24 protein-coding genes and 1 tRNA gene are annotated in these 24562 nt (G+C 62.8%); 16 read left to right on the top strand and 9 right to left on the bottom strand.

Annotated features, from left to right (window positions below):
- Positions 1–39 precede the first annotated feature (39 nt).
- From L21SP4_RS00130 to rpmE, 3 genes are all read right to left on the bottom strand, one after another.
- Positions 40–1944: a tRNA uridine-5-carboxymethylaminomethyl modification enzyme MnmG/GidA gene (locus tag L21SP4_RS00130; RefSeq protein WP_052880761.1), complete on the bottom strand. Its 1905-nt coding sequence runs from the start codon at positions 1942–1944 to the stop codon at positions 40–42.
- 100 nt (positions 1945–2044) lie between these two features.
- Positions 2045–3151, bottom strand: coding sequence for a peptide chain release factor 1 (prfA, locus tag L21SP4_RS00125; RefSeq protein ID WP_052880760.1), 1107 nt, complete (start codon positions 3149–3151; stop codon positions 2045–2047).
- Between the two features lie 52 nt (positions 3152–3203).
- Entirely contained in the window at positions 3204–3413 is a 210-nt protein-coding gene (rpmE, locus tag L21SP4_RS00120) for a 50S ribosomal protein L31 (RefSeq protein WP_052880759.1), read from the bottom strand.
- A gap of 569 nt (positions 3414–3982) precedes the next feature.
- On the opposite strand from rpmE, the gene L21SP4_RS00115 reads away from it, so the two are divergent.
- From L21SP4_RS00115 to L21SP4_RS00105, 3 genes are all read left to right on the top strand, one after another.
- Entirely contained in the window at positions 3983–4408 is a 426-nt protein-coding gene (locus tag L21SP4_RS00115) for an Hsp20/alpha crystallin family protein (protein ID WP_052880758.1), read from the top strand.
- Between the two features lie 27 nt (positions 4409–4435).
- Positions 4436–4843, top strand: coding sequence for an Hsp20/alpha crystallin family protein (locus L21SP4_RS00110; RefSeq protein ID WP_074041499.1), 408 nt, complete (start codon positions 4436–4438; stop codon positions 4841–4843).
- Between the two features lie 71 nt (positions 4844–4914).
- Entirely contained in the window at positions 4915–5406 is a 492-nt protein-coding gene (locus tag L21SP4_RS00105) for an Hsp20/alpha crystallin family protein (RefSeq protein ID WP_052880756.1), read from the top strand.
- A gap of 622 nt (positions 5407–6028) precedes the next feature.
- Here the strand turns inward: L21SP4_RS00105 and L21SP4_RS00095 are convergent.
- Positions 6029–6766, bottom strand: a complete 738-nt coding sequence (locus L21SP4_RS00095; RefSeq protein ID WP_160300592.1) for an RNA methyltransferase — start codon at positions 6764–6766, stop codon at positions 6029–6031.
- Between the two features lie 171 nt (positions 6767–6937).
- On the opposite strand from L21SP4_RS00095, the gene ilvD reads away from it, so the two are divergent.
- From ilvD to purB, 3 genes are read left to right on the top strand one after another with little or no spacing between them, the layout of a single operon-like run.
- The gene (gene ilvD, locus L21SP4_RS00090) at positions 6938–8614 is read left to right on the top strand and encodes a dihydroxy-acid dehydratase (protein ID WP_052880753.1); all 1677 of its coding nucleotides are present in this window, start codon (positions 6938–6940) and stop codon (positions 8612–8614) included.
- Positions 8611–9063 carry a universal stress protein gene (locus L21SP4_RS12790; protein ID WP_052880752.1) on the top strand — a complete coding sequence of 151 codons (453 nt, stop codon included), beginning with the start codon at positions 8611–8613 and terminating at the stop codon, positions 9061–9063. Before ilvD ends, L21SP4_RS12790 begins: the two co-directional genes overlap by 4 nt.
- Before the next feature lie 15 nt (positions 9064–9078).
- Positions 9079–10458, top strand: a complete 1380-nt coding sequence (purB, locus tag L21SP4_RS00080; RefSeq protein WP_052880751.1) for an adenylosuccinate lyase — start codon at positions 9079–9081, stop codon at positions 10456–10458.
- A 221-nt stretch (positions 10459–10679) separates the two neighbouring features.
- Here purB and pheS read toward each other — a convergent pair whose 3' ends face one another.
- Positions 10680–11690: a phenylalanine--tRNA ligase subunit alpha gene (pheS, locus tag L21SP4_RS00075; protein ID WP_052880750.1), complete on the bottom strand. Its 1011-nt coding sequence runs from the start codon at positions 11688–11690 to the stop codon at positions 10680–10682.
- Between the two features lie 105 nt (positions 11691–11795).
- On the opposite strand from pheS, the gene L21SP4_RS00070 reads away from it, so the two are divergent.
- From L21SP4_RS00070 to L21SP4_RS00030, 9 genes are all read left to right on the top strand, one after another.
- Positions 11796–12083: an HPr family phosphocarrier protein gene (locus tag L21SP4_RS00070; RefSeq protein ID WP_052880749.1), complete on the top strand. Its 288-nt coding sequence runs from the start codon at positions 11796–11798 to the stop codon at positions 12081–12083.
- 95 nt (positions 12084–12178) lie between these two features.
- A complete protein-coding gene (locus L21SP4_RS00065; RefSeq protein ID WP_052880748.1) occupies positions 12179–13126 on the top strand; it encodes a class II fructose-bisphosphate aldolase in 948 nt (315 codons plus the stop codon).
- Positions 13127–13132: 6 nt separating this feature from the next.
- Complete coding sequence (locus tag L21SP4_RS00060) at positions 13133–14014, top strand: prenyltransferase (RefSeq protein ID WP_052880747.1); 882 nt, start codon at positions 13133–13135, stop codon at positions 14012–14014.
- Between the two features lie 50 nt (positions 14015–14064).
- Positions 14065–15231, top strand: a complete 1167-nt coding sequence (gene dgt, locus L21SP4_RS00055) for a dGTP triphosphohydrolase (RefSeq protein WP_201774644.1) — start codon at positions 14065–14067, stop codon at positions 15229–15231.
- A gap of 64 nt (positions 15232–15295) precedes the next feature.
- A complete protein-coding gene (locus tag L21SP4_RS00050) occupies positions 15296–15511 on the top strand; it encodes a hypothetical protein (RefSeq protein WP_052880746.1) in 216 nt (71 codons plus the stop codon).
- Positions 15475–15993, top strand: a complete 519-nt coding sequence (locus L21SP4_RS00045; protein ID WP_144413690.1) for a nucleotidyltransferase — start codon at positions 15475–15477, stop codon at positions 15991–15993. The genes L21SP4_RS00050 and L21SP4_RS00045 overlap by 37 nt, the downstream gene beginning before the upstream one ends.
- A gap of 721 nt (positions 15994–16714) precedes the next feature.
- Positions 16715–17527 carry a DUF748 domain-containing protein gene (locus tag L21SP4_RS00040; RefSeq protein WP_052880744.1) on the top strand — a complete coding sequence of 271 codons (813 nt, stop codon included), beginning with the start codon at positions 16715–16717 and terminating at the stop codon, positions 17525–17527.
- Between the two features lie 23 nt (positions 17528–17550).
- On the top strand, positions 17551–18858 hold the full coding sequence (locus L21SP4_RS00035) for a YhjD/YihY/BrkB family envelope integrity protein (RefSeq protein WP_052880743.1): 1308 nt from the start codon (positions 17551–17553) through the stop codon (positions 18856–18858).
- Positions 18858–20138 carry a dihydroorotase gene (locus L21SP4_RS00030; RefSeq protein ID WP_052880742.1) on the top strand — a complete coding sequence of 427 codons (1281 nt, stop codon included), beginning with the start codon at positions 18858–18860 and terminating at the stop codon, positions 20136–20138. The genes L21SP4_RS00035 and L21SP4_RS00030 overlap by 1 nt, the downstream gene beginning before the upstream one ends.
- A 14-nt stretch (positions 20139–20152) precedes the next feature.
- Here the strand turns inward: L21SP4_RS00030 and L21SP4_RS00025 are convergent, their stop codons facing one another.
- Both L21SP4_RS00025 and L21SP4_RS00020 read right to left on the bottom strand, forming a co-directional pair.
- A complete protein-coding gene (locus L21SP4_RS00025; protein ID WP_052880741.1) occupies positions 20153–21355 on the bottom strand; it encodes a glycosyltransferase in 1203 nt (400 codons plus the stop codon).
- A 49-nt stretch (positions 21356–21404) separates the two neighbouring features.
- Positions 21405–21677 carry a hypothetical protein gene (locus L21SP4_RS00020; protein ID WP_052880740.1) on the bottom strand — a complete coding sequence of 91 codons (273 nt, stop codon included), beginning with the start codon at positions 21675–21677 and terminating at the stop codon, positions 21405–21407.
- Positions 21678–21760: 83 nt separating this feature from the next.
- Between L21SP4_RS00020 and L21SP4_RS00015 the strand changes: the two genes are divergently transcribed.
- A tRNA-Gln gene (locus tag L21SP4_RS00015) sits at positions 21761–21834 on the top strand.
- A 6-nt stretch (positions 21835–21840) separates the two neighbouring features.
- Here L21SP4_RS00015 and dnaN read toward each other — a convergent pair.
- Both dnaN and dnaA read right to left on the bottom strand, forming a co-directional pair.
- Positions 21841–22944 (bottom strand): DNA polymerase III subunit beta, encoded by a 1104-nt coding sequence (gene dnaN / locus L21SP4_RS00010; RefSeq protein ID WP_052880739.1) that lies wholly within the window; start codon positions 22942–22944, stop codon positions 21841–21843.
- A 256-nt stretch (positions 22945–23200) separates the two neighbouring features.
- Positions 23201–24562, bottom strand: a complete 1362-nt coding sequence (gene dnaA / locus L21SP4_RS00005) for a chromosomal replication initiator protein DnaA (RefSeq protein WP_052880738.1) — start codon at positions 24560–24562, stop codon at positions 23201–23203.

Genomic DNA, 24562 nt, shown 5'->3' with positions numbered 1-24562 from the left:
AAAGAAGCCTCTCGCAGAGCCCCTTTAAAAAAAGGACCTTCATCCCGTCATGCGGCGGATATGCATCTGGAGGATCGCGATATCGGGCGGATTCACGCCGGGGATTCGGGCCGCCTGCGCGAGCGTCTCGGGCCGAATGCGGTCCAGTTTTTCCGCCGCCTCGTAGCGGAACGCGGCGATCCCCCGGTAATCGATCCCCCCCGGGATCGCTACCTCCTCCAGCGGCCTCGCCCTCTTAAGCTTGTCCAGTTCTCTCTGTATATATCCGCCGTATTTAATGCGGATCTCAACCTGGCGGGCCGCCTCCGATGACAAACCCGCATCGCGCTCCGGAAGATCCTCGTAGGTGTTCTCAGGGCGGCGTAACAGCTGTGCCAGCGACGACTGGCCCCGGAACGTGGTTTCAAGCCGTTCCATTTCAGCGCTCACCGCCGATTCCAGACCGTCCGTCTCGCGCAGAACCTCAGGACGCACCAGGCCGATCTCCTCCGCGAGCGCGCGGAGCCTGAAGCGCGCATTATCCTGCCGGAGCAGCAGGCGGTATTCCGCCCGCGAAGTAAACATGCGATAGGGCTCATCCGTCCCGCGGGTCACCAGGTCGTCGATCAGAACCCCGATGTAGGCCTCATCGCGCCCGAGCAGCACCGGGTCGGCTCCGCGCACCTTTCTCAGCGCATTCACCCCCGCAACGAACCCCTGTCCCGCAGCTTCCTCGTAGCCCGTCGTCCCGTTGATCTGTCCCGCACAGAAAAGATTCTCCACCTCCCGCGTCTCCAGGGAATGGTTCAGCTGGGTCGGGTCCACGAAATCATACTCGATGGCATAGCCCGGACGGATAAACTCCGCGCGTTCGAGGCCGCGGATCGAGTGAATCATCTCCTCCTGAACCTCGACAGGAAGGCTGTTCGAAGTGCCATTCGGATAAACCCGGGGATTGCCGCGTCCCTCCGGCTCCACGAACACATGATGCGCATTCCGATCCGGGAACTTCACGATCTTGTCCTCGATCGACGGGCAATACCGGACCCCCGTCCCCGTAACCTGCCCGCCATAGAGCGAACTCTTTTCCAGATTCTCCCGTATGATCTCGTGCGTGCGTTCATTCGTCTCGCCCAGCCAGCAGGGGATCTGCCCCGATCCCGGAACCCAGGGCGCCATTTCGGAAGACTCATGTTCCACGTGGAACATCGCACACCGCGCACGCTCTCTTTCCCCGGAATGTTCCACGTGGAACCATCGATCCCGCTCTTTCCGTGCGGCGAGAGAAAAGAAGGGCGGGGGCTCGAACCCGGGCTGTGGCTTCAATTTTGCGTAGTCGATGCTGTCTTTGTGGAGCCTGGGGGGCGTTCCGGTCTTGAGGCGGTCCATGGAGAGGCCGAGGGCCCGCAGCGAGGCCGCCAGTTGGTCGGACGCGGGGTCGCCGAAGCGTCCTTCGGCGCGGCTCTGGTGTCCGATGAGGACGCGGGCGCCGAGGAAGGTTCCTGCGGTAAGCACCACGGTTTCGGCTGCGATTACGCCTGAGCGTGCGGTGCAGACGCCCCGCAGCCGGGCGTCTTTGATCCACAGGGCGGTGACTTCTTCTTCAAACACATCGAGGCTGCTGACGGCGTCGATGACGGCCTGCAGCCTGCGGGGGTAGGCCTGCTTGTCGTTCTGGACGCGATGGGCCTGTACGGCGGGGCCTTTCCTTGTGTTGAGCGTCCGGTATTGGATCCCGGTATAATCCGTATTGCGGGCCATCTCCCCTCCGAGGGCGTCGATCTCGCAGACGATATGAGATTTGGCGATCCCGCCGATGGAGGGGTTGCAGGACATGCGGCCGATGCTGTCGCGGGACAGGGTCACCAGCGCAACCCGTCCTCCGAGCCGTGCCGCGGCCAGGGCGGCCTCGACTCCGGCGTGGCCGCCACCGACCACCAGCACTTCGTAGGATGCCTGATTCATGAATACACCCGGACGGAAGGGTTGCCGTTTCAGTGCCCGGCTGCGGGGTTTGCCCGCATCTTTATCTTACCTGCATCAAAAGTCGACCAAGCGGTCAGGCTCAGGATGAGCCGTTTTGGGGCGTGGCGGTCTGTACCTCGGCTTCAATCCGCTTTTCAAGATCGCGCTCGCGGAGCGTTTCGATCAGCTCCGCGAGTTCTCCGGCCATGATGCGGTCGAGCTTGTACAGGGTCAGGTTGATTCTGTGATCCGTGACCCGATTCTGGGGAAAATTGTACGTCCTGATCTTCTCGCTGCGGTCCCCGCTTCCGACCTGGGACTTGCGCATCTCGGCCGCCCGCATTTCGTCCTCCCGGCGCTGATGATCCAAAAGCTTGGAGCGCAATACTTTAAGTGCTTTTGCCCTGTTCTTGTGCTGCGAGCGCTCATCCTGGCACTGCACAATCAGGCCCGAAGGTTCGTGGGTGATCCGGACGGCGGAGTCGGTGGTATTGACGTGTTGTCCGCCGGCTCCGGAGGCGCGGTAGGTGTCGATTTTGAGATCCTGCGGATTGATTTCGATGTCCACCTCTTCGGCCTCGGGCAGGACGGCTACGGTGGCCGCAGAGGTATGAATGCGTCCCTGGGTCTCTGTTTCGGGAACGCGCTGCACCCGATGGGTACCGCTTTCGTATTTCATCCACCGATACGCGGCGGCGTCTTCGACCCCGAACACGATTTCTTTGTAACCCCCTGCGTCGGAGTCACTGGTGGATATAATCGACGTCCTCCAGCCGGCGTTTTCGGCGTATCGGCTGTACATTTTATAAAGGTCGGCCGTAAACAGCGCGGCCTCTTCTCCGCCCGTGCCGGCGCGGATCTCCACGATGACCGGTTTCTCGTCCATCGGATCCGGCTCCAGGAGCGCAAGCTGAAGATTTCTCTCGGCGGCGGGAAGCGCCTTTTCCGATTCCAGGCGCTGCTCTTCCGCGAGTTCCCTGAGTTCGGGTTCGGTGGCGGGATCTTCCAGCACGGCCAGGCTCTCTTCGTGCTGTTCCGACAGCGACAGGTACTGCTCCGCGACGGCGATGAGATCCTTGAGCCGCGAATATTCGCGCATCAGGGCCTGCATGCGGGCCGCGTCGCCGGCGGTCTCGGGCCGCGACATCTCCGCTTCGATTTCGCCCCTGCGCCCGGTCAGGCGTTCGAGGTAGGCCCGGTCGATCATTCCTCACGCTCCAGGCGCGCGCCGCCCGTGGAGCCGGCCCGCGTGTGCCGCGTCACTTGTTCATGAACTTCGCGTAACGCTTCTGGAAGCGCTCGACCCGGCCCTCGGTGTCGATGTACTTGGCCTTGCCCGTGAAGAAGGGATGACAGTGAGCGCACGTGTTCACGTGCATTTCCTTTGCCGTCGACCGGGTGCGCAACTCGCTGCCGCAGGCGCACTTGATGACTGCTTCCTGGTATTCCGGATGAATCTCTTTTTTCATCTTAACCGCCCCGCACGCTGAACGCGCATGTTCTTTCCGTAACGATCGAAAACGGACGGAGTATTCAACAGGATCAACACGGGTTTTGCAAGGTCTTTTTCGGGGTGTGGGAGTCAGAATCAGAATTAGAGTCAGAGTCAGAGTCAGAATCAGAGTCAGAGCCTCTTGCAAAACACCCCGCAACGCGGCCCCTGACGGCTTGCGTCGCGGCCATCAAGAGCATGAAAGTGGGTTGAGGGGGGCATAATCCGTACGCGCACTCGTACTCGTACTCGGAGCGCCGAAGGCGCGATCCCCCTCCCCCGATTCGAGGAACTCGAGTACGAAAAAAGCCCTTTCCGGCCCCTCACACGTCCGAACGCACCGAAACGTGCGCGGGCGCGCCGCGCCATTATGTCCCTTTTCCGCCCCGCCGCGACCCCTCCAATGAGTCAGAGGGACACATATATATTAAATGGCAATGCTCTTAAAAAGTTGTCCGCCATAGGATTATGAATTCCTGCCCATTTCTGGCACGAGCTATGCTTAAACAAAGGCGCAACAGGGAACGACTAACAAGGAGGTGCGAGATGTTCTGGTTGGACTACAGGGATCCGTTCGACAGCATGGAGCGATTCCGGGATGACATGAATCGTCTGCTGAGCGGCTATGGAAGAGCGGGGGCGGTTTTTCCCCCGGTGAACATGTGGACCGGTGAGGACGAGGCGGTGATCGCGGCCGAGGTTCCCGGCGTAGCGCCTGAAGACATGGATCTCACGGTGCAGGGAAACGAGCTGACGATCTCGGGCGAGCGCAAGGCGCACGAGCCCCGCGAGGGGGCGCAGCTGCATCGCAGGGAGCGTCTTTCGGGTTCGTTTTCGCGCCGCATCCATCTTCCTTACGAAGTGGAGCGGGAAAAGGTGAGCGCCGAGTACCGAGACGGGATCCTCAAGATCACGCTCCCGCGCGCGGAGGCCACCCGACCGCGCAGGATTGCGATTACGGGAGAGGAATAAGCACTCGACAAAACCATGGAGGCGACCATGACGGACAGGAATATACAGGTTAAACGGAACGAGCGGCCCGCGCGGGAGGAAGCGGCGGAACCGGCACGCGACCGCGCCATCCTGACACCGGCCTGCGACATCTGCGAGACGGAGCAGGACATTGTGCTGACGGCCGATATGCCCGGCGTTCCCGCCGACGCAATCGATCTTCAGCTCGACCAGGATGTTTTGACGGTCACCGGCGAACAGGCCGAAGAGAAGGCGGAGGGACGCGACCGGGTCCATACGGGATACCGGACCGGAATCTTCCGCCGCTCTTTCAGCCTTCTGACCGGCGTGGACCGGGACCACATCCGCGCGCATCTCGCGAACGGGGTGCTCACGGTCACGCTCCCGAAAGCGGAGGAGGCCCGTCCCAGGAAAATCGAAGTCCGGACGGGCTGAATGCGGATGCGGGGAATCGCCGCACCGCGGTGAGCGAATGGAATGAAGCGTTCAAACCAGGAGGTGTAATTATGAAAAACCTGATTCCGAGGAGAAGGAGGAACGAAGTCCAGCGTCGCGGAGGCGAAGGGTACGATCCCTTTGAGGGCTTCCAGCGCCGGATGAACGAACTGTTCGAGGACTTCTTCGGCGAAATGCCGGCCTTCCGGGACACGGAACGGTTCGGGGCGGTCGTCCCGCGGTTCGAGGTCGCGGAGACCGACAGCGCGATCTCGGTCGACGCCGAGCTGCCCGGGATGAAGGAAGACGACCTGGAGCTCACGCTCGACGGTGACGTGCTGACCATCGCCGGCGAGAAGCAGCAGGAGTCCGAGGACAAGAAGAAAAATTACTACGTGTCCGAACGCTCCTACGGCCGGTTCCAGCGGTCGATTCCGCTGCCGGACGGGGTGGACACGGAGAACATCAGGGCGAACTTCAAGAACGGGGTGCTCCACGTCGAAGTTCCCAAAACCGAGGAATACAAGTCCGGCCGCCGGACGATCGACATCACGACCGGTTAAAGAGGCCCCGCGCAAAGTCGCCGCGATGCAAAAAGCACGGGAACAGGGGCGGACAGGGTCCGCCCCCTGTTCATGTTTCCGGTTCTACGCAATTTTTTGTGGTGAGGCGACGGGAAATCCGCTCGCGTCCCGTCGTACTCGTACTCAGCGAAGCGGTACTCGTACTCGAATTCCTTGAATCGGGGGATGGGATCGCGCCGTCGGCGCTCCGAGTACGCGTACGAATTATGTTCTCTCTGAATCCCGATTTCGACTTCGATTCGGATTTCGAGATTTCATCCGTGTCATCGGTGTAATCCGTGGCCGAAAACACAAGAAAGGTCTCTCGCCAAGGCGCAGAGATCGCAAAGATGAATGAGAAGAGCACAGGCAAAGAAATGGTGCGTTCTCTCTCACGTTCGTAGTAGGCCCGCAGGTCCGCGCAGCGGACAAGGGCCGTTATCTTCACGCGCCTGGCCTGCCGGGGGGGCAGGCTTGCGGCGCTACTACGAACGTTTGTCGTCTTCCATCCCGCCTCTTCCCCGAACGGCTCCACCACAAAAATCTACGAAGAGCCATGTTTCCGGATGATCGAAATCGGGATCGAAAATATGGATCTGCATAGGGCTGTTCAGTGGATGAATCAGGCCCCGTTCTTCCCGTCCCTGCGCCTGCAGGCCCACAGCGTCTGGCGAGCCAGGCCGAGTAGAATTCTCACATCGTTATCCGAGAGCCGGCCGCGGGAGAAGATGCGCCTGAGGCCCATCATCATATGGTCTATCTTCTCCGGTTCGGCAAAGCCGGTTTCCGCCATCACCTCCCGCCACAGAGCATACATGCGTTCGCGCTGCTCGATCGCGGCGTCTCCCGTCGGCTCGCCTTCCGGCTCGAACGATCCGGAGGCCATAAAGATTTCGTACGCGCAGACATAGACCGCGTGCGACAGGTTGAGCGAGGGGTACAGCCCGCTGCTCGGGATGCGCAGCAGATCTGTACACAAAGCCAGTTCCCGGTTGTTCAGGCCTTTATCTTCCGGCCCGAACACGAGGGCCACGCGGTTGGCGCGGGCGCATTCGAGGGCACGCGGGGCGAATTCGCGCGGGGTCGTGGCGTGGGCGCGGTACAGGCCCGGGCGGGCCGTGGTGCCCGCCGCCGCCGCGCAGTCGCCCAGCGCGTCCTGCAGGGTGTCGACGCGGCAGGCGCGGTCCAGGACGTCCACCGCACTGTGGGCGCGCCGCCGTGCGTCCTCCCAGTCCGCCTGCGGATCCGGGGCGACCAGGGCGAGGTCGGTCAGGCCGCCGTTCATCATGGCCCGGCAGACCGCTCCGATATTCCCGCCGTACTTCGGCCGCACGAGGACGACCCGGATATTGTCGAACACCGCCTCCATTGCGGAGCGCAACCTAGCAGGTCGCGGCAAACCGTTCGAGTCCCGATGTGCCCGCCGGGACGGTATTGACCCCGGCGGCGAATCGCGTACGATGACCCTTCCGGTCTGCATGATCCATGAACAGAACCGGACGGGGAGTCAATCCCGGGAAAGGAGGCCGTCATGAACAGCGACAAGGTCAAAAAGGGGTTCGAGCGCGCGCCGCACCGCAGTCTCATGCGCGCGACCGGACTGAAGCGCGAGGACATCGACAAGCCGTTTATCGCGGTCTGCAATTCATTCAACGAGGTCGTCCCGGGGCATGTACACCTGCGAGGCGTGGCCGACCTCATCAAGGAAGCCATCCGCGAGGCCGGCGGCACGCCGATGGAATTCAACATGATCGGCATCTGCGACGGCATCGCCATGGGCCACTCCGGCATGAAGTATTCCCTCCCGAGCAGGGAGCTGATCGCGGATGCGGTCGAATCCATGATCGGCGCGCACGGGTTCGATGCCATGATCTGCATCCCGAACTGCGACAAGATCGTTCCGGGTATGATCATGGGCGCCATGCGCTGCAACATCCCGACCATCTTCAGCAGCGGCGGTCCCATGGCGGCGGGTCACATGAAAGACGGCCGCACGGTGGACCTGATCAGCGTCTTTGAGGGCGTCGCCGAATTCAAGCAGGGACGCATAAGCGAAGAGGAACTCGAGGCGGTGGAGTGCGCCGCCTGCCCCGGGGCCGGTTCGTGTTCCGGCATGTTCACGGCCAACTCCATGAACTGCCTCACCGAGGCCATCGGCCTGGGACTCCCCGGCAACGGAACCATTCTGGCCGGGGATCCCCGCCGCAGGGAGCTCTGGAAGGACGCGGGGCGCACCGCGGTCAGGCTGGCGCATGACGGCGGCCCGTGTCCGCGCGAGCTGATTACCGAGGCCTCCCTGGACAACGCCTTCATCCTCGATATGGCCATGGGAGGCAGCACGAATACCGTGCTGCACACCCTCGCGATCAGCCGCGAGGCCGGGGTCGAATACGACCTCGACCGGATCAACGCCCTCTCCCGCCGCACGCCGAACATCTGCAAAGTGGCGCCCTCGTCGTCGTATCATATCGAGGACGTCGACCGGGCGGGGGGGATTAACGCCATTCTCAATGAAATCGGCCGGATCGACGGCCTCTTGAACAAAGACGCCCCGATGGTCGACGGGACGACCCTCGGCGAGCGCATCGCGGGGGCGGAGATTCTCGACGACCGGTGCATCCGTCCGCTCGATCGCGCGTACAGCGAGGAGGGCGGCCTCGCCATCCTGTGGGGCAATCTCGCCGAAGAGGGCTCCGTGGTCAAAACCGCCGGAGTCGCGCCCGCCATGCGCTCCCACCGCGGCCCGGCCGTCATCTTCGAGTCGCAGGAGGATGCCTGCGAGGGCATCCTGAACGGCAGGGTCAAAGAGGGCGATGTCGTGGTCATCCGCCACGAGGGGCCGAAAGGCGGGCCGGGCATGCAGGAGATGCTGGCGCCCACCTCCTACATCATGGGCCGGGGCCTAGGCGAAAGCGTCGCGCTGATTACGGACGGCCGCTTCAGCGGCGGCACGCACGGGGCCTGTATCGGGCACGTATCGCCGGAAGCCGCCGAGGGCGGGCTCATCGGGCTCCTCCGCGACGGCGACGAAATCGAATACGATATTCCCTCCCGGCGGCTGTCCGCGCGCCTCGCGGACGAGGAGATCGCGCGCCGCCGCGCCACCTGGACCCCGCCCGAGCCCCGCATCCGCCGGGGATGGCTGGCGCGGTACGCGAAAATGGCCACCAACGCGGGCTGGGGCGCCGTGCTGGAGGATGAATCATGAGCGCGCCCGTGATGCTGGCGCTTTCAACGTTCCGGCAGTCCGACAAGGCGGTGAGCCGGGCCGTCGATCGCGCCGCGACGGAAAACCGCCCCCTGGTCATCGTCTACGTGGTCGACGTCAACCTGGCCCGCTACTTTATCGGCACGGATCTCGGCATGTATCCCGAACTCCAGCAGCGGTACGAGGATGACGTCCTGAGAGAACACGGCCGCATCGCCGCCGAACGCATGGAGCACATCATCCGCGAGGCGCAGGATCACGGCGTCGAGGTCCGCTCGGCAATCCATACCGGCCGGTTCGCGAAGGAATGCCTGCGGATCGCGGCCGAAGAGCGACCCTCCGTCATCATCACCACCCGCTCGAACAGACCGCAATGGGTCAAGCATTTCTTCGGTTCGCCGGTCGACGAGCTGGAGGAGAGCGCGGACGGTCCGGTGGAGGAATATTAACCCGGGGAAACATCCATGAACATCGATACGGAAGAACTCACACCGATGACCGCCCTCGGCCCCCTGGACGGGCGGTACGCCGCCAAAACCGCCGTGCTCCGGGGCGTGTTCTCCGAGGCGGCGCTGATCCGCCAGCGCGTCCGCGTCGAGGTGTTCTGGCTGGAGACCCTGTGCGGCGAGCCCGCCGTTCCGGAGGCGCGCGCGCTCAGCCCGGAGGAGACGGCGTTGCTGGAGTCGCTCGCCGACAACTTCAGCGCACAGGACGCGGCCAGGGTCAAGGATATCGAGCGGACCACCAATCACGACGTCAAGGCGGTGGAATACTATCTGCGGGAACGCCTCGCGGACACCTCGCTGGTAGACGTCTCCGAATTCCTCCACTTCGCCTGCACGTCGGAGGACATCAACAACCTGGCCTACACGCTGATGGTGGGGGACGGGCGGGAAGTGTTGCTGACCGTACAGCAGGAGCTTATCGACGCGCTCCGCGCGCGGGCGCATGCGGACGCGGACATTCCGATGCTGGCCCGGACCCACGGTCAGCCGGCGTCTCCGACGACGCTCGGCAAGGAGTGGGCCGTCTATGCCGATCGCCTCGCACGTCACCGCACCTGCATCGAATCCGTACCCCTGCGCGGAAAAATGAACGGCGCGGTCGGCAATTTCAATGCCCACGCGGCGGCCTGCCCCGGGGCCGACTGGCCGCGGATCACCCGGGAACTCATTGAGCAGCGCCTCGGCCTGACCCAGACGCCGTACACCACCCAGGTGGAACCCCAGGACGGGCTTGCGGAGCTATTCCACGCGCTCGCACGCTTCAACCGCACCCTGCTGGATCTCGACCGCGACGTGTGGCTCTATGTGTCGCGGGGCGCGCTGAAGCAGAAGACGCGCGCCGGAGAGGTTGGTTCTTCGACCATGCCGCACAAGGTGAACCCGCTGGATTTCGAAAACAGCGAGGGCAATCTCGGAATCGCCTGCCGATTGCTCGAGCACCTGGCCGCGGAACTCCCCGTCTCGCGGATGCAGCGCGATCTGAGCGGCAGCACGGTGCTGCGCAACATCGGCGTCGCCTTCGGCCATTCGCTGCTCGCCTTCCGCTCCTCGCTGCGCGGCATGGAGAAGCTCGAGCCGAACGGCGACGCCCTGCGCGCCGAGCTGGACGGCGCGTGGGAGGTGCTCGCCGAGCCGGTCCAGACCGTCATGCGCAAGGCAGGCCTTGAACATCCGTACGAGCGGCTCAAAGAGCTGACGCGCGGGAAAGCCGTCACGCGCGAGTCGCTGCACGAGTTCATCCGCGGTCTCGAACTCCCGGAAGAAGACCGGGACCGCCTGCTCGCGCTCACACCCGCCGCCTATATCGGCCTGGCGGCCGATCTCGCCCGCGACATCTGACGCCGGGCAGGGGGGATCGCGCCCTTGAATGAACTCCCATCGGAGAGTTCTCCGTAATTTTTGCGGTGAGCAAAGGAAACTCCGCTCGCGTCACATCGTACTCGTACTCGATTTCCTCGAATCGGGGTAGTGGCATCGCGCCTGCGGCGCTCCGAGCACGCGTACGCGTACGAATCACGTTCTCTGTGAATCCCGAGTTCGGCTTCGATTGCGCGTCCCGCTCAGAACTGGGCGAGGAACCGGACGTCGTTTTCGTAGAGCAGGCGGATGTCCTCGATGCCGTACATGATCATCGCGATGCGTTCGATGCCCATCCCGAAGGCGAAGCCGGTGACGTCGTACTGCGCGAATCCCACGGCTTCGAATACGTTCGGGTCGACCATGCCCGCGCCCATGATCTCGATCCATCCGCTCTGCTTGCACACCCGGCAGCCGCTTCCGCGGCACATATGGCAGGTGAAATCCACCTCCACGCTCGGCTCCGTGAACGGGAAGAAGTGCGGCCGGAAGCGGATCTCCACGTCGTCGCCCATCAGCTCCCTCGCGAAATAGGCGATCGTCCCTTTCAGGTCCGCCAGCGTCACGTCCCGGTCGACGTACAGGCCCTCTACCTGGTGGAAGTTGGCGCTGTGGGTCGCGTCCGGCGTGTCGCGCCGATAGCAGCGGCCCGGCGCGATAATCCTCACCGGCGGGGGATGGGCCTCCATGTACCGCACCTGCACCGGCGAGGTATGGCACCGCAGCAGGTCCCCGTTTTCGAGGTAGAAGGTGTCCTGTTCATCGCGCGAGGGGTGGTCGGCCGGCGTATTGAGCGCGTCGAAATTATGGTAGACCGTCTCGATATCCGGGCCGGTCGCCACGGTGAACCCGAGCGTGCGGAATATGTCGGTGATCCGTCCGGTGATGCGGCTGATCGGGTGTTCGCGTCCCAGTCCCCGCCACTCGCCCGGCCGGGTGGGATCCTCCACCGCCCCGGTGGCGGCCGAGGACTCGAATTCCGCCTTGCGCGACTCGATCCGCTCCGAGAGTTCCTGTTTGAGGGCATTGGCGGCCTGCCCGTATTCGCGGCGCTCCTCCGGGGGCACGTCCCTGATGCCCGCCATGATCTCCGTGACCCGGCCCCGGCGGCCGAGATAGCGGACGCGCACCCCCTCCAGTTCCTTCGGTCCGGCCGCTCCGGCAGCCTCCTCAAGCGCTTTTCCCTTGATCGCTTCGATTTTGCGGGTATCCATGGTTCCTCGAACAGTTCAAATCCTGATGTGCCACATCGTGTCGGGCGTTTGTACCGCAGCGCCCCGCGCCTGTCACGCGGGAATACTCCGGCGGGGACGTAAGAAATGGTATCCGCAAAGGCCGTGGTCACCAACAGCGCCGGCATTCACTGCCGCCCCAGCGCGAAGATCGTGGAAGAGGCCCGGGACTACCCGGGCACGATCACCGTCGCGCACGGGAACGAGGCAACTGAGCTCGGCTCCGTGCTCGAGCTGATCTCCCTCGCCCTCGAACAGGGTGCGGAAGTCTCCATCACCGTCGAAGGCCCCGACGAGGAACGGGTGTGCGAAAGGTTCCGGGAGCTGTTCGAGACGCACTTCGACTTTCCCGACGCCCGCAGCGTGGGAGAATAAAAATCCGCTCCGTGATTGACCCCCCTTCGCGCGCCCTCCTATAGTGTGCGCTCTTTATTTCGCATCGCAGACTCGGGAGTCAAAGGAGGCAACCCATGATCGTATCGACCAAGGTGCTGTTCGAACAGGCCTACAAGAAGTACGCCGTCGGCGCGTACAACATCAATAACGCCGAACAGGTGATGGCGCTCTTCCGCGGCAACATCAACAGCAAGGCGCCGTTTATTCTCCAGCTCTCGAAAGGCGCACGCTCCTACACGGACAAGCGGCTGCTCGAAGCCATGATCCGCGCGGCCGACGAGATCTTTCCCGAAGCCATCTTCGCCGTCCACCTGGACCACGGCGACGAAGAGAACTGTTACGACTGCATCGACAGCGGGTTCTACAGTTCGGTCATGATCGATGCGAGCGGGGAAGAATTCGAGGAGAACATCGCGATCACGAAACGCGTCGTCGACCGCGCTCACGAAAAGGGCGTGGCCGTGGAGGCCGAGCTGGGCAAGCTCGGCGGCGTCGAGGAACACGTCTCCGTATCGGAAGCCGACGCCAAACTCACGGATCCCGAACAGGTCGAAGAGTTTGTGAAGCGGACCGGCTGCGACAGCCTGGCATGCGCGATCGGCACGAGCCACGGCGCCTACAAGTTCTCCGGCTCGCAGGGCCTGCACTTCGAGGTGATCGAAAAGATCGCCGAGCTGTTGCCCGGCTTTCCGCTGGTCATGCACGGTTCCAGCTCCGTGCCGCAGGACGAGGTCGAGCGCATCAACGCCGCCGGCGGCGAACTCAAGGGCGCCAAGGGCGTGGACGAAGACGAAATCCACAAGGCGGGCAAGATGGGTGTGACGAAGGTCAACATCGACACCGACGGCCGCCTGGTCTGGTGCCGCGTCCACCGCGAACACTTCCGCGACCATCCCGAAGTCTTCGACCTGCGTCCCGCGGGCAAGGTCTTCATGGGCGAGTACGCCAAGTACATCGAGCACAAGAATGAAGTCCTCGGCAGCGCCGGCCGGCTCGAAGAGGTCCGCGCCGCCGTTAAGTAGGGCCGGATGAACCGCATCCAAACGTGGCTCGTCGCGGCGCGGCCCTTTTCGTTCCCGGCGACGGTCATCCCCGTCGCCGGCGGATCGCTGGCCGCGGCGGCGGCCACCCCGGCCGGGTTCGCCTGGATGCCTTTTCTCGTCGCCCTGGCGGCGATGCTGCTGCTGCATTCGGGCGTCAACATGCGCAGCGACGCGGCGGATTTTCTGGTCGGCATCGACCGCGATGCGCACCCGGCCTCCGGGGCGGTGGTTCGCGGTCTTCTCACCCCCGCACAGGCACGGCGCGGGGGTATGTTCGTCCTGGCGTGCGGGGCGCTGCTCGGCCTGAGCCTCGTCCCGCGTGTGGGTCCCGAACTCCTCGCCCTCGGGGCCGCCGGCGGTGCCTGCGGCCTGGCCTATCCCCGTCTCAAGCGTCACACGCTGGGCGACGCCGCGGTGCTGACGGCCTTCGGCCTGCTCGGCTCGCTCGGGGGGTGGGCGGTTCAGACCGGCGGTTTTGCGTGGGCGCCGCTGCTGTGGGGGCTTCCGCCGGGTCTGCTGGTGGCGGCGATCCTCCACGCGAACAACTGGCGGGACGCCGCGGCGGACCGCGCGGCCGGAATCCGTACCGTGGCCGGCAGGCTGGGTCCGCGCGGCGCTCTCTATTATTACGCCGCGCTGATGACGCTGCCGTATGCGCTGGTCCCGCTTCTGGTCGCACTGCCTGCGCCCGAGGGTCGGCTGCCCGCAACGACCCTGCTCACCGCGGCGTCGCTGCCGGCCGCCATCCTTCTGGTACGCCGGGCCCGTCGGGGCGCACTGCGCGCCCTCGACGCCTCCACCGCGCAACTGAACCTGCTCTTCGGCGCGCTCTACCTGCTCGGGTTCGTGCTGGATATTGCGGTATAAAGTAGGTTCTTCCGGGGATCTTCTTTATCTACTCGCGCAGGGTCGTCATAATGACGCCGATGTCATTCCGCGACACATGGGAACAGCGTGAGGACGAGCTGCTGGCGCCGTATGCGGTCCGCAGCCGGGCGAGCGCGGGGCGCCGTTATGCCGAGGCCGAGCACCCGTCGCGCACCTGTTTCCAGCGCGATCGCGACCGCATTCTGCACAGTCGCTGCTTCCGGAGGCTGGAATACAAGACCCAGGTCTTCGTGCGGGCGACGGTGGACCACTACCGCACGCGCCTGACGCACACCATGGAGATGGCCGCCGTCGGCCGTACGCTCGCCCGGGTGTTCGCCGCCAACGAAGACCTCACCGAGGCCATCGCGCTGGCGCACGATATCGGCCATCCGCCGTTCGGCCATGCCGGCGAACGGGCGCTGAATGCGCTGATGAAGGAACACGGCGGATTCGACCACAACGATCAGAGCCTGCGCTGGCTGTCTCTTCTTGAGGTCCGCTACCCGTCTTTCCCCGGCCTCAACCCGACCTGGGAGGTGCGGGCCGGGCTGATGAAGCACAGGGCTGCGGAGCCCGGCGCCGCGCTCGACGGTCGCCCGCTGGGTCCGCACCAGCAGCTCGAGGCGCAGATTGCCGACATCTCCGACGACATGACCTATTGCGCTCACGACGTGGACGATGCGCTGGAGGCGGGAATGCTGTCGGAGGAGGCGCTGCTCGGGGAACCCCTGTGGCGGCGGGCGGCGGAGCGGACCCGCAGCCAGTACGGAGAGCTGGCGGAGAAGCACAGGATCAGGATCTCGGTGCGCAATCTTCTCGACCTCCAGGTGGAAGACGTGATCGCTACCGGTCGGGCGGCACTCGAGCGGCACGATCCCCGCTCGCCGGAGGCGGTGATGAACGCGCCCGAACGGCTGGTGCGGTTCGGTCCGGAGCTTGAATCCATGATCTCCCGCTTCCGGGCGTTTCTCTTCGACCGCGTCTACTTCTCGGATTCCGTTCTGGAGCGCAACCGGCGCGCCGTGCGCCTGCTCGAGAACCTGTTCCGCCACTACCTCGCGCACCCGGAGTCCATGGGGCGCAAGGCGCAGGCGCGGCTCGAGCGCGAAGGCCTCCGGAGGACCGTCTGCGATTATCTCTCGGGCTTCACCGACCGCTACGCGCTCGCGGAAGCGGGACGCCGGACGAAATACGCTCCCGAAAACCACCGGTGATCTCGCGCTGCACGCCGGTTTGCGGACATTGTCAAGCGGAACTCGCCGGAGTACACTGGTCACCATGAGCGAGATCAACTACAGCGATCCAGTGGGGAAGACGGTCGGGCGAAGACGAATGCGTGCGCCGCTGGACTACGGGATGAAGTTGCAGTCTGCGGCGGGGCGGATGATGGCCGGACGGAGATCGCGGCGTATTCGCAAAGGCGTTTACCGCTTTACTTCATTCGAGGAGGCCGACCGATGGACGATGGAAAACATGGCGGACAAGCCGAGCTAGAACCACGTCCACCGGAGCGGGAGGACCTGGTCCGCCTGTGTCGGTCGTTAAACGATGGGGGCTGCCGCTACCTGATCGTAGGGGGGTTTGCCATCATTCAAACCGGCTATCCCCGGTTGACGGGCGATGTCGATATACTGATTGATTCCGAATCGGCAAACGAACAGCGCGTTTACCGTGCATTGGAATGTCTGCCGGACGGTGCTGTGCGTGAGCTTGAGGCGGGCGATGTGTCGAAATACGTTGTTGTGCGCATCGCAGATGAAATCATCGTCGACCTTATGAGCTCCGCGGCCGGCATCGATTACCAGTCCGCAGCTTCGGACATTGTGTGCCGTGAGGTGGATGGGGTTTGCATTCCGTTCGCCTCCCCGCGCCTGCTGTGGCGCATGAAAGCCCACACGCACCGGGCAAAAGACGCTCCGGATCTCGAATTCCTTCGCCACTATTTCGCCGCCCGCGGCGAAGAACCGCCGGAATAGGGTTCTTCGTAGATTTTTGTGGTGGAGCCGTTCGGGGAAGAGGCGGGATGGGAGACGACAAACGTTCGTAATAGCGCCGTAAGCGCCCGAAGGGCCAAGGCGCGTGATATCGTTCGTAGTAGCGCCGCACGCCTGCCCCCCCGGCAGGCCAGGCGCGTGAAAGATAACGGCCCTGGCCCCGCTGCGCGGACCTGCGGGCCTACTACGAGCGTGAAGAAGTTCGTAGTAGCGCCGCACGCCTGCCCCCGGCAGGCCAGGCGCGTGAAAGATAACGGCCCTGGCCCTGCTTCGCAGGCCTGCGGGCCTACTACGAGCGTAAGAGAAAACACGGATGGGATCTCGAAATCGGGATTCACAGACATAATTCGTACTCGTACTCGTACTCAGCGAAGCGGTACTCGTACTCGAGTTCCTTGAACCGGGGGAGGGGGATCGCGCCTTCGGCGCTCCGAGTACGAGTACGAGTGCGAGTACGGATTATGCCCCTCCTCAACCCACCTTCATGCTCTCTCCCCTTCCGATCTCCCGCATCCCACCTTTCCCGGGAACCCTTCCATAAAAATCTACGAAGAACCGCCGGAATAGGTTCGCGATTTTGGTGCCGCCCGACCGGCGAGTTGTTATCCCGAACAGGGACGCTGAATAACTGCCCTCCGGACGTTTGAAGCTTGATTCGCGGGGTACCGCGGAGGACAATGGATACCCAAAGGGGAGGGATATTATGAAACTGCTGCTCAAACTGCTGGCCGTGGTGGTGGCGCTGGTCGTGATCGTCGCGGTGATCGGCACCTTCGCTGCGGGACCCGTCGTGAAGACGGCGGTGGAAAAATTCGGGCCGGCCGCGGTGGGCGTCCCGGTGGAACTCGACGATGTGGGGATCAACCTCATGCAGGGCCGCGTCCGGCTCGAGGGTCTGCGCGTGGGCAATCCCGAGGGCTTTCAGACCGAGCAGGCCTTTTCGCTGGGCGAAGTGGCCGTGCATCTCCGTCCGGGGAGCGTGTTCTCCGACCGGATCGAGATCGTCTCGATTCTGATTCGCGAGCCTGAGCTGACCTACGAGCTGCGCCCGACCGGGAGCAATCTCGGCGCCATAAAGAAGGGGCTGGAAAAGGAAGCCGCCGCGCCCGCGGAAGAAGAGGCCGGAGAAAAGCCCGGCGCCGGGAAGTCCGTCTCCATCGGACTCCTCACCCTCGAAGGCGGCAAAGTCCATGTGAGCGGCCCGCTGATGCAGGGCCGGTCCATGACCGTCGCGCTCCCGCCCGTGGAGCTGAAGGATATCGGCGGAGGCGGGGAGAAGACCGGCTGGGCCGAAGTTCTCAACCGCGTCATGACCGTCGTGCTGAAAGAGACGGGCCGGGCCGCCACCGAAGGAAGCGGGGCGGTGGGCGATCTCCTGAAACAGTCCGGCGAACTCTCCTCGGATGCGTTGAAAGGTGCCGGTGAAGCGCTGAAGGGCGCGGGTGAATCCGCCGGCGAGAACGTCAAAAAGACGCTGGGCGGACTGCTGCGCAAGGCGACCGGCGAAGAAGAGTGATTCCGACGGAGCGGTTCGGCTGAATGAGCGGCGGCAAAAAAAACTGGCGTGATCGCCTGAACGAATGGCGCCAAATCGATATCTGGGAGATTGAGTCGGCGGCGCTCTCCGGCACCCGACGGCGCGTGCTCAAAGCCGCCCGTGTACTCGTCCTCGCGTTCAAAGGGTTCCGCAGCGATCAGTGTCCTCTGCAGGCCTCCGCGCTCACGTTCAGCACGGTCATGGCGCTCGTCCCGCTGCTGGCCGTGCTGTTCACCATCAGCAACGCCTTCGGCGGGACGCTGGCGACCGAAAAGCTGATCGAATTTTCGGCGCAGATGCCCGAACAGTTTCAGCGGTTCATCGAGAAGGTCATCGAACTGGCCCGCGAGACCAGCTTCGCCGCGCTCGGAGCTGTCGGCGCGCTGGCCCTGCTGCTGGTGGTCATCAAGATGATCAACCGGATCGAGGAGACCTTCAACGTGATCTGGGGCGTGGTTACGCCGCGCAACTTTCTTCGCAAGTGTCAGAACTACATCACCGTCCTGGTCGTGGCGCCGCTGCTTATGGCGGTGGCCGTGACGTGTGTCTCACTGATCCAGGTCTACCTGGAAAAGATCGCGGTGCTCGGCCCGCTCGTCAGCATCGGTCTCCGGCTCATGCCGATCGCCATCACGACCCTTGCTTTCATCTCGCTCTACGTCTTTCTTCCCAATACGTCGGTTCCGCTGCGATCCGCCGCCCTGGGCGGACTCGTCGGCGCCATCCTCTGGGTGCTCTGGCAGATCGTATTCATCAAGTTCCAGGTCGGCGTCGCCCGGTACAACGCGATCTACGGGACCTTCGCCCTGATCCCCATCTTTCTCTTCTGGCTGCAGATAAGCTGGATGATCCTGCTGTTCGGGGCGGAGCTGTCGTTCTCCTCCCAGCATGCGGGGTCCTACCACCGCGAGCGCATCGCCGCCCGCGCCAGCGTCTTTACCCAGCTTGCGGTGGCGCTCATGGTCATGCGCGAGTTGAGGGACGATTTCGAGAATCGCGGCATCCCGCTCGACAGCGCGGGCTTTGCGCGGGATCACCATCTTCCCGCCCGTCTGGTCCGGAAGATCGTCGATACCCTGCGGAGCGCCGGGTACATTACGGGCACGGCGGACAACCCCAAGGCCTACACGCTGCTGCGCGATCCGCGCAACATCGCGGTAGACGAACTCTACCAGCTGTTGCTCAACGAGGGCGCCTCCATGGAACAGTGCGGTCTGGGCGGCCTGCCCGAATCGGTGGACCGCGCCCTGGACGCCGCCCGGGAAGGCTTCCGGCAGAAGCTGGGCGAAATGAAGCTATCGGAGCTGTAATGACCTTCGATCCGTCCCGATCCGTGCTCTTCCGCGGCGCGACCCTGATCGACCCCGCGGCGGGCCGTGAACAGGAGGATGACCTGCTCGTGCTGGACGGGATCATCTCCCGCCTGTCCGAAACCCCGCCCGGCCTACGCGAATACGACGCCCGCGGTCTTCACGTTGCTCCGGCCTTTATCGATCTGCACGCCCATTTCCGCGAACCCGGCGGCGAGGCGGCGGAAACCGTGGCCACCGGGTCGCGCGCCTTCGCCGCCGGGGGATTTACCGCCGCGGTCTCGATGCCCAATACGCGCCCGCCGGTCGATTCGCCCGCCGCGGTGCGCCGGATACGTGAACTCAGCTCCGCGGCGGGGTTGATCGATATCCTCCCGGCCGCGGCGCTTACCCCGGCGCGCTCGGGCGAACAGCCCGCCGACTACACGGCGCTCGCGCAGGCGGGGGCGGTCGCGTTCACCGACGACGGCACGACGCCGTCGGATCCGGAGGTCATGGAAGCAGCCTGCCGCGCCGTGGCCCGGACCGGCGGTCTCGTTATGGACCATGCCCAGGACCCGAAGCTGGAAGCCGGCGGCGTTATGCATGAGGGCGAACGGTCGCGCGAACTGGGACTGCCGGGCATTTCGGCAAGCGCGGAAACCGATATCGTCGAAAGGGATATCGCGATCGCCCGCATGACCGGCTGCCGGCTCCATATTCAGCACGTATCCGCCGCTGCTTCCGTCGACCTCATCCGCGCGGCGAAAAAAGAGGGGCTGCCCGTTACCGCCGAAGCCACCCCGCATCATCTCGCGTTCTGCGACCGCGACATTGATCCGGGCAACACGAACTTCAAGGTGAATCCCCCGCTCCGTTCGGCCCGGGATCGTGAAGCGCTGCTCGCGGGGGTACGGGACGGCACGCTGGACGTGTTTGCCACGGACCACGCACCGCACACGGCGGAAGCCAAGGCGCGGGGGTTTATCGATGCGCCCTTCGGAATGGTGGGGGCCGAGACCGCCGCGGGGGCTACGTTCACGACGACGGTGCTCGCCGGAATCCTCTCGCCCCTGGAATGGGTGCGGCGCTGGACGACGGCGCCGGCCGCCATCCTCGGACGGCCCGCTCCGTCGCTGGCCCCGGGAGCCCGCGCGGATCTCGTCTGCCTGGACCTGGATCACGAGTGGGTCGTGGACCCGGAACGCTTCCACTCGAAATCGCGCAACAGCCCCTTCTGCGGAAAGACGCTTACGGGGAGGGCTGCGGCGACGCTGTTCCGGGGACGGTTCACGCCCTGAACGGGTCGATCGGATCAGAGTGAAGCCACATCCCGAACCGTCTTCTCGAGTGCGCCCATGCTTTTTTCCATCGAGAAGCGCTCGCGAATCATACGAGACGCATTGTTCCTTATCTTTTTTCTGAGCTGTTCGTCGGAAAGGAGCCACTGCACGCACTGGCGCATAAGTTCCGGCGTGTCCGCCACCAGGCAGTTATCCCCGTTTTCCGCGGGCAGTCCGGCCATTCCCAGCGAGGTCGACACCACGGGGAGGCCCGAAGCCATGGCTTCCAGACACTTGGTTCGCGCGCCGGCCCCCAGCCTCACCGGACACACGAACACCTGCGAGCGGTGCCGGTACGGTCTCAGGTCATCCACCCTGCCGGTGACCGTCACCCGTTTATCGCGCGCGCCGAGGCGCTGGAGACGGCGCGGAGGGTCGGCGCCGACGATATGAAATTCCAGTTCGGGGTTATCCTCACGCAGGCGGGGCCACACATAGCGGTAGAACCACACCGCCGCGTCCAGATTGGCAATGTCGCGGTAATACCCGGTCATCAGCACGATCGGACGCTCTTCTTCGACCTGCTCCTTCTGCAGGTAACCCGTGTCTACCCCCATGGGAACAATATCCAGGTAGAGGTCCGGCGCGTAGTTGAGCAGTTCGCTGTGGTCCTGGGACGTGAGCACGATGACCCGGTCCATATGCCGGTACATTTCAAACTCATAGCGTCGTATGGCAAGAAATTGAAGCAGGCTCTTTGCGCGCAGCAGAAAGGGGAGTCCCGCCGTCCGCACGTATTTCATAAAGGAGGTGGTGAGGCACCGGTGGCAGGAAATGATTTTTCTCACAGCCGGCAGGTATGGATTGCAGTAGAGGTACTGACCCATTTCAGAGAACTCTGCGATCACCACCTCGTAATGTTCCTTTTCCACAAGGTTGCCCACCCTGCGCATCATCTCTTCGGAATAATTCCTCAGAAACATCGTCGGCATGCGTGGGGTCACGTAATGACCCACCCGTGAGAGCACGTTTTTGTGGGGGGCCTTCACGGTGCGCAGATCCAGGAGTTCCTGCGCGGCCTCATGAAGCATCGATCCCGGTTCGTTCGAGGTGAAAGAGGCCAGGCCGACCTCGTAGCCCCGGCCGAGAAGGTACTGAATGCGTTCGTACACGAGGCGGTGTCCGCCGGCAATGCGGGAATGGGGGAAACGGTGGGAGAGAAACAGAATTTTCATGGCCGCCCCGGAAGGATGCCTGAACTCATCCCGGTTTCTCCTGCGCCCTTCATCGTACCTCCGGCATCTCTTCCACCGCTTCGGAGATCAGCACTTTCAATTCATCGATGTCCAGATCGGCCAGTGCGATCCGCTCGCGTTCGAGCCGTTTTTCGACCCGGCGGCACAACGCTGCAATCCATTCATGGACGTGCTCGTCGCCGCCCCCGACCACGTGGTCCCTTCCCCAGCTCAACCTGGTGTGGCCATCCTGCTCAAAGCCGATACCCAGCAGCGCGGCGATTCGCTTCTCGTTTTTATCCGAAGACCTGTCGTCCGGCATCTGAATATTTCCCCGCGCCAGGATTTTCTGTCTTATCCGCTTGAACCGATGAGAATTTTTTCTATCTTGGTGAATTGCGCTATTGCCGAATGGTGTAATGGTAGCACGACTGGTTCTGGCCCAGTTAGTCCAGGTTCGAGCCCTGGTTCGGCAACCATCTTTTCTACTCGTTGACCCGTATCGGCATGATCACGTAGAGAAAAGGAATATCGCTCTTGATGACGCCGGGGCTGAGGTGATCCGAGAGTTCGATATAGATCTCATCGCTCTCCAGGTGGCGCAGCGGATCCATGATAAATACGGGATTGAACGCGATCGTCATGTCCTTGCCGTCGTACTTGATCGGCATTTTTTCCTGAGCCGTTCCGACCTCGGGGCTCTGCGTCACCAGCTCGAGGCTGTTTTCACAGAAATGAAGCTGCACGGAGGCCGTCTGGGCGTCCGTGACGATCGACGCGCGTTTAAGCGCATCGAGCAATCCCTCCCGTTCGATCGCGACCCGCTCCTCGCTCTCGGAGGGAATCACCTGCCGGAAGTTCGGAAACGTGCCTTCGATCAGCTTCGATACGACCAGCATCTGCCCGTATTCGAAGGAAATCTGGTTCTCTTTATCCGTCGCTGCAATACGGAGCGTTCCCTCATCACCCAGGGTACGGATCAGTTCATGAACCGTTTTGGTGGGGATCACGTAATCCGCTTCCGCCGACGCCGGAAATTCGACCTCCTGCTCGAGCATGGCCAGTCGGCGGCCGTCCGTGGCGACCGCAGTCAATTTCTCCTCCTTGAAGCTGAGCAGGACCCCGTTGAGGATATAACGCGACTCGTCCGTCGATGCGGCATAGCAGGTCTTCTCCAGCATCTGCCGCAGGACCGATTCATCCATTTCATAACGCAATCCCGCCTCGAACGAAGGCAGGGGCGGAAATTCATCCTCCGCCGTTCCCATCAGCTTGAAATGCGAAGGACCGCAGTCAATCGTCGCGGTCTCCTTCTCATCGGTCTCGATCTCCACCTGATGGCCCGACAGCGCCCGGCAGATGCTGAACAGCCGGCGGGCAGGCAATGTCGTGCCCCCTTCCTCGCTCACATCCGCCTCCACCGAAGTCCTTACGCTCACTTCAAGGTCTGTGGTCGTGAGGGTAATCCGCTGGTCCTCCGCCTTGAGCAGCACATTGGCCAGGATCGCCAGCGTCGGCCGCTGGGCCACGATCGACTGGACTCGCTGGAGGGCCTCCAGCAAAGGTTCTTTTTCAATCAGAAATTTCATCGTTCCGTCCTTTCTCTTCACAGGGAATCTTAATATTAGATTAAATTATATTTATGTATACCTCTTATTATAGGTGTGGAAAACCCCGTTTTAAGAGGGCGTTTGGGGTGTAACCCATTGTTAAATCAAAGTTTATATTTGTCAGCAAGTCTGTGCATATCCTTGGTATCCCCTGTGAATCCTGTGAACGAATGCTTCGCTTGTTATCATCGGGTCCGGTTTGCCCACAGTTTTTCAGCTGTTTATTCACAGGATATTAAACCGTCTGGCCACGGGCTTCCGCCGCAATTTTCTGTTTGAGTGTGTTCACGGTCTGGCGAATCTGATTGTCTTCGCCGGTCCGTTTTTCGACCTGCCGGTAGGCGTGGAGGATGGTTGCATGGTTGCGGCCGAACGCCCCGCCGAGAGAAGGGAGCGATTCCTGGGTGAGGCAGCGGGCCAGGTACATCGCGATCTGGCGCGGATGCGCAATGGAGCGAGGTCTCTTTTTTCCCATCAGGTCCGCGACGTGGATGCCGAAGTGACGTGCCACGGTCCGCTGGATGAGGTCGACGGGCACATAGTGATCCTGCTGCTGATCGAGCGTATCCCTGAGCAGGTATTCGATATCCTTTTTATCTTTCTTCCCGGTGAGTGAGATATAGGACGCCACGCGGATCAGACCGCCCTCCAGGCGGCGGATGTTGGTCGAGATTCGCTCGGCGAGAAAGAAAAGCAGGGACTCGGGGATCGCCAGGTTGAGGTATTCCGATTTGTGGCGGAGAATGGCGATCCGGGTCTCGATGTCCGGAACTTCCAGCTCGGTGACGAGGCCCCATTCGAACCGGGAGACCAGCCGGGGCGTCAGATCCTTGAGTTCACTGGCCGGCCGGTCGCAGGTGAGCACGATCTGCTTGCGGTTTTGAAAGAGGGCGTTGAAGGTATGAAAGAATTCCTCCTGCATCTGCTGCTTGCCGCGCAGAAAATGAATGTCGTCGATCAGGAGGAGATCGACATTGCGGTACCGCTTACGGAACTGGGTCAGTTTTTTCTGACCCAGCGCGTCGATGTATTCGTTGGTGAAGGTCTCGCACGAGAGATACGAGACCCGTTTGCGACGGTTTTTCGAGAGCACGAAATTGCCGATCGCCTGCATCAGATGCGTTTTGCCCAGTCCCGTTCCCCCGTAAATAAACAGCGGGTTGTAGGCCCGCGAAGGGGACTGGGCCACCGCCATCGCCGCCGCATGCGAAAAGTTATTCGACGGGCCGATGACGAAATTCTCGAAGGTATAATCCTTGTTCAGATTCGCGTCGGCACCCTGTCGCCGCGGGCGCCTGGATTTGGGCGCCTCTTCCTCATCCCCCTCGGGCTCCGGCACGGCGTCGCGCTCGACGACCAGCTGTATGCGCGCAGGCGCCCCCGTCACCGAGCTGATCGCTTCACTGATCAGGGAACTGTAATTCTCCTCGAGCCAGGAGAGATAAAAATCATTGGTTACGCTGAGGTGGTAAACCTCATCCTTATAGCCTTTGTAGGTGATGACCGCGATCCATCGCTCGTATACGTCCTTCGAGAGGATGTCCCGGAGTTTGTCGCAGGCTCGGGACCAGATTTGTAAACCCTTTTCATATTCCAT

It is taken from the genome of Kiritimatiella glycovorans, assembly GCF_001017655.1.
GTDB classification, from domain to species: domain Bacteria; phylum Verrucomicrobiota; class Kiritimatiellia; order Kiritimatiellales; family Kiritimatiellaceae; genus Kiritimatiella; species Kiritimatiella glycovorans.
This window is presented reverse-complemented; position numbering and strand designations above follow the sequence as displayed.